This window comes from Tardiphaga sp., from assembly GCF_025356345.1.
Classification (GTDB): Bacteria; Pseudomonadota; Alphaproteobacteria; order Rhizobiales; family Xanthobacteraceae; genus Tardiphaga.
Genome location: NZ_JANXTC010000068.1, coordinates 1 through 3516, shown reverse-complemented (window position 1 = coordinate 3516; position 3516 = coordinate 1). Strand labels below are relative to the sequence as shown.

Sequence of the window (3516 nt, the reverse complement as noted above, 5' to 3'; positions counted from 1 at the left end):
TGGTCGAGATAGGCGATCACGCGGTCGCCGACATTGCCGATGCCGGGACCGAGCAGCGCCAGGCCGCCCGGCGACATGTTGATGACCTGGCACGGAAATTCGCGGCGATCCGGCAGCATGTAGCGGCCCAGCAGATGAACTTTGACCCGCTGGTAGCGGCGTCGTTCATCGGGAGAAGGAAGGAGAGATCGGGTCTGCGCAAACGCCATCAATGCCGTGCCGGTTATGCGGTTCAAAGCCAATCATGAACGTACCACCGACAGGGTTAACACTGGGTTAGCAGATACCGACAGCGAAACCTTCCGGCGACAGGCCACTTGCCGATATCCATACGACTTTATCGCAGCCCCTCATAGACGATTAGTCCGCGCGCCGCCCGCAGCTTGCGCAGGGCGCGCGGCGCAAAGCGCTGTGGCTGGTGTGCCAGATAACGGAACGAGGTCATCTCCAGCGGTCCAAGCGTGCCGCGCACCTCGCTGAGTGGTGCCAGCAGGCCGGTCAGGCTGATCGGCGTGTGGGCGCGAATGTTGAACGGTAGCAGCAGCAATTCGAGATGCGCCTTGTCGCCGGTGTCGGTGGTCGCGGTGATGCCGGCGACGGCGACCAGCATTTCCTCCGATACCACGGTGATCATGTCGTTGATCTCGGCGCGGCTCCGCGGCCCGAACAGCGTCGGAAACGGCTGGCCCTTGAGGTCGCGGGACAGCAGCGCGCAGACCCTGGTGCCGGCGACGCGAAACGGAAACCCCGCCAGCCTGTCGTAGGACAGCACGAAGATGTCGCCGAGCAGCTCGCGCACCGGGCCGGGCTCGATGTCGCCGCGCTCCGGCGCGCGCGCGAAACCGCGCTGTTCGTCCCAGTAGGCAAAGAACTCTTTGCTGGATGGATGCTTCATTGACGCTAAACCCTGACCCCGGCGCGGAATGTGGGAGACAGCTGTGTCCCGAATCCACGCACCGCGTGACTGCTACATGTTGTGCAGATCAGACATTGCATCGTCCATGCCGTAGCGGCGTTTTCCACCGTGCTGGCCGGTGTTCCCGCCGTTAACGTTAAAGTAACCATGTTATTGCCGCGCGCGGGATCAACGGTATTGTCCGCTCACGACCGGGCGTCGCGGCTCTCTCCAACGGGCTGCGATGCGACGTTGAGACAGGTGGCTGCGAACAGGTGTGGTCGTCGTGCGGGGAGGGGTGGGGACTCCGGATGGTTCGCGGTGCGGGCCGTCCACCCGGCACGGGAAAGATCGGGCCGGCAAGGGAGGGCGTTCTCAGCGCTCTCCCTTTTTCATGGCCGCCGCCCGGTTCCGGCCGCTGATGGCGATCCGCCGCTTGCGCCGGTCCGCGAAAGCCGGGTATTTGAGGGCTTCGCTCGCTTGAGCCCGCTGACCAGGCTGTGACCTTTGGATTCCCCTGTTTCCCCGCGTGAGCCGATCCTGACCTTGCCGGGCGCCCTGACCGGCTATGTGGCGCTGCTGGCGGCGATCCATCTCGGCCGCATGCTGCTGCCCTATGATCTCGATGACACCGTGATCGCGATGTTCGGCTTCATTCCGAAACGTTACGACCAGACCCTGCTGGCGATGCCGTTTCCCGGCGGTACCGGCGCCAAGGTCTGGAGTTTTGTGACCTATTCGCTGCTGCACGCCAATCTCAGCCATATCGGCTTCAACGTGTTGTGGCTGCTGCCGTTCGGCAGCGCGCTGGCGCGCCGCTTCGGCGCGGTCCGGTTCTTTGCCTTCATGGCGGTCACCGCGATCGGCGGCGCCGCGGCCCATCTGCTCACCCACGAGCACGCGCTGGCGCCGATGATCGGCGCCTCGGCCTCGGTGTCCGGCGCGATGGCCGCGGCGATCCGCTTCGCCTTCGTGCGCGGCAGTTTCCTGTCGTTCAACCGCGGCGATGCCGACGAGGCGGCGCGGGTGCCGGCGCTGCCGCTGCCGCAGGCGTTGCGCGATCCCCGCGTGATCGGTTTTCTCGCGGTGTGGTTCGGCGTCAACATCATCTTCGGCGTCGGATCGATTGCGATCGGGGCCGACGGCGCCAGCGTCGCCTGGCAGGCGCATATTGGCGGCTTTTTCGCCGGCCTGCTGCTGTTCTCGCTGTTCGATCCGATCCCGCGCGCGCAGCGGCCCGAACCGGACGTCTCCGCGCCGGATATGTCCGACCTGCATTGAGCCGGAGTCGCCGCCTTGCGGGGCGGCCGGGTTTCCTTCATCATCCGTCAACCGACAGGTGATCGCGCACCTGTCATGTCTCGATCCAAGAACCAATGACCCGCCTGTTCAAGGGCCGGCAGATCTAGGAGGCGACAATGACGGTACGTTCAATTCTCGATTCAAAGGGCCACCAGATTATCCATGTCGCGCCCGGCGATACCTTGTCGGTGGCGGTCAGGCTGTTGTCGGAGCGCAAGATCGGCGCGGTGCTGGTGATGACCGATCACCACCTCGATGGCATCCTGTCCGAGCGCGACATCGTCCGCGTGATCGGCGAACGCGGCGCCGGCGCGCTCGACGAGCCGGTGAAGGCGGTGATGACGCGCAAGGTCATCAGTTGCAAACCGTCCGATACGGTCGGCGCCATCATGGAAAAAATGACTTCCGGCAAGTTCCGGCATCTGCCGGTGATGGAAGGCGATCGGATCATCGGCCTGATCTCGATCGGCGACGTCGTCAAATGGCGGCTGCGCGAATTCGAGCACGAGCAGGAAGCGTTGCGCGATTATATCGCCACGGCGTAGCTCAAATCTTGTCCCGGACGCGGCGCGGCATTCTTCATGCCGCTCCGCAGATCCGGGATCCCGGTTTCTTCTTCGCACAACCGGGGCCCCGGCTCTGCGGCGCACCACGCCGCCCAAAAGCGGCGCAGTGCACCGCGTCCGGGGAACGAGGCATTGCGCTGAACCCCTTCTTGGCTACGGCGCGACCGGGTTCTGCGCGATCTCCGCCGGTGACTTTGCCGGATCCGGCGCCAGGATCTCGATCGCTTCCTGGATCGATTCGATGGCGCGCTCGGTGGCACGGGCGCCATGGGCGATCATCTCGTCGGCGCGGTGGAAATCGAACCAGCCGATATGGCCGATGCGCGGCGCAATCAGCATGTCCGGTGGATCGCCGGCGAGCCGGGCCCGGGTGATGCGGTCCTGCATGATATTGAAGGCGTCGACCATCACGCTGGAGATGCCGGGCCGTTCGCTGCTGCCGAAAAATTCCCGCTTCATGGTGCGTTCGGCGGAGAACAGCCGGCCGAGGCCGCGCTTCGGCGGCGGCTCGGCTTCGATCACCGGCTCGGCGACGGCCGGTCCGGCGCCATGGGAAAAGATCGTGGTCGAGTGGCCGAATACGTCATTGCTGAGATTGGCGGCGATCACGATCTCGGCGCCGAGCGCACGCGCGGCCGACACCGGCACCGGATTGACCAGCGCGCCATCGACCAGCCAGCGGTCGCCGATCAGCACCGGCGAGAAGATGCCGGGCAGGGCGTAGGAGGCGCGCATCGCATCGACCAGCCGGCC

General features: G+C 65.3%; 5 protein-coding genes. 2 read left to right on the top strand and 3 right to left on the bottom strand.

All coding sequences use genetic code 11. The annotated features are described in order from the left end of the window. Together Q0S16_RS03865 and Q0S16_RS03860 are read right to left on the bottom strand one after the other, a co-directional pair. A partial coding sequence (locus Q0S16_RS03865; protein ID WP_295845247.1) for a PilZ domain-containing protein occupies positions 1 to 209 on the bottom strand: 209 nt, incomplete at its 3' end. 128 nt (positions 210 to 337) lie between these two features. Next, on the bottom strand, positions 338 to 895 hold the full coding sequence (locus tag Q0S16_RS03860; RefSeq protein ID WP_295845244.1) for a PAS domain-containing protein: 558 nt from the start codon (positions 893 to 895) through the stop codon (positions 338 to 340). Positions 896 to 1402: 507 nt separating this feature from the next. On the opposite strand from Q0S16_RS03860, the gene Q0S16_RS03855 reads away from it, so the two are divergent. Then, complete coding sequence (locus tag Q0S16_RS03855; protein ID WP_295845242.1) at positions 1403 to 2176, top strand: rhomboid family intramembrane serine protease; 774 nt, start codon at positions 1403 to 1405, stop codon at positions 2174 to 2176. 137 nt (positions 2177 to 2313) lie between these two features. Continuing rightward, on the top strand, positions 2314 to 2742 hold the full coding sequence (locus Q0S16_RS03850) for a CBS domain-containing protein (protein ID WP_295845240.1): 429 nt from the start codon (positions 2314 to 2316) through the stop codon (positions 2740 to 2742). A gap of 174 nt (positions 2743 to 2916) precedes the next feature. On the opposite strand, the gene Q0S16_RS03845 is transcribed toward Q0S16_RS03850, so the two are convergent. Continuing rightward, a partial coding sequence (locus Q0S16_RS03845; RefSeq protein WP_295845238.1) for a patatin-like phospholipase family protein occupies positions 2917 to 3516 on the bottom strand: 600 nt, incomplete at its 5' end.